Genomic DNA, 1,236 nt, shown 5'->3' on the forward strand with positions numbered 1-1,236 from the left:
CGACCGGCGCCGGCACCGAGGTCTCGGACACGGCGAACGGCCCGCGCGCGCCTCGAGTGCTCGCGACGGTCGGCGCGGGGCCGCGGTTCGTAGGGGTTGGCCGCCGCCTGGGCGGTGCCGGTGATGAGTATCAGGGAGAGCGCGACAGGAATCAGGGTGCGGAGTTGCACGGCGTTGTACACCTCAATATCGGCAGGGGAACCGAGGACGTCTCGAACCCTGCTGTCCCGTCGCGCGGGCCCGCATCGGTACAACCACCGGTCTGCGGCGCAACCCGGCAGAAAAACTAACACTGGTAGTTAAATTTTGCTCGAACCCCTTCCACGGGTGGTCCCGCCGCCGCGAGACTGGCGTGATGCTGCTGCGTGGCCGTGACCGGCAGCGCGCCGCCGTCGACGCGTTGGTCGACCGTGCGCGCGCTGGGCGCGGCGGGGTGCTGGTGCTGCGCGGAGAGGCCGGTTCAGGTAAGACGGCGCTGCTCAACGCTGTACGGCACACCTACGACGCGTTGTTGTGTCTGGACGTCCTCTCTCTCGATGACGACATCGTGCGGCTGGCCCGCGATGTTGTCGGCACACGGGCCGCGTTGCTCGTCGCCACCGAGGGAGAGCCGCTCGGACTGCCGAGCGTCACCCTCGATCCGCTGGACCGCTCGACGAGCCTGCGCGTGCTGCACGACCTCGTGCCGGGTGTGCCCGCCGGCCTCGCCGTGGACCTCGCCGACCTGGCCTGCGGAAACCCTCTGGCGCTGGTCGAGCTGGCGGGATCGCTCACGTCCGCCCAGCTCGGGGGCGCCGCACCGGCACCGGACGTGCTGCCGGAGACCAGCTCGCTGCGCGCTCGGCTGCGTGCCCGATTGGACGCGTTGTCACCCCGCGCACGACACGTCGTCGCGCTTGCCGCGGCGGACGAGGAGCTCGACGCCGAGGCACTGGCGAGGCTGGACCTGGACGCGGTCGTGGAGGCCGGTTCGTTGCTCGACCCGCGCAGGCTGATCCGGTCGGTGGTGCGAGCCGAGGTGCCGCCGGCGCTGAGGTGGCAGGCGCACGCCGAGCTGGCGCAGCCACTGCCACCGGGTGCCCGGCGCACGTGGCACGAGGCGATCGCGAACCAGGACACCGCGCTCGCCGACGAGCTCACCGCGATGCCGAACACGCACGCCGGTGCGGTGACTTCGCCACCGCCGCCCGCGACCACGACCGCGCGGCCCAGCTCGCCACCGACCCCGAGACGAAG

General features: G+C 71.9%; 1 protein-coding gene. It reads left to right on the top strand.

The features are described from left to right. Positions 1-355: 355 nt before the first annotated feature. The coding region (locus FXN61_RS49545; protein ID WP_246293341.1) for an ATP-binding protein at positions 356-1,236 on the top strand (881 nt) is incomplete at its 3' end.

It is taken from the genome of Lentzea indica, assembly GCF_012184385.1.
Classification (GTDB): Bacteria; Actinomycetota; Actinomycetes; order Mycobacteriales; family Pseudonocardiaceae; genus Lentzea; species Lentzea indica.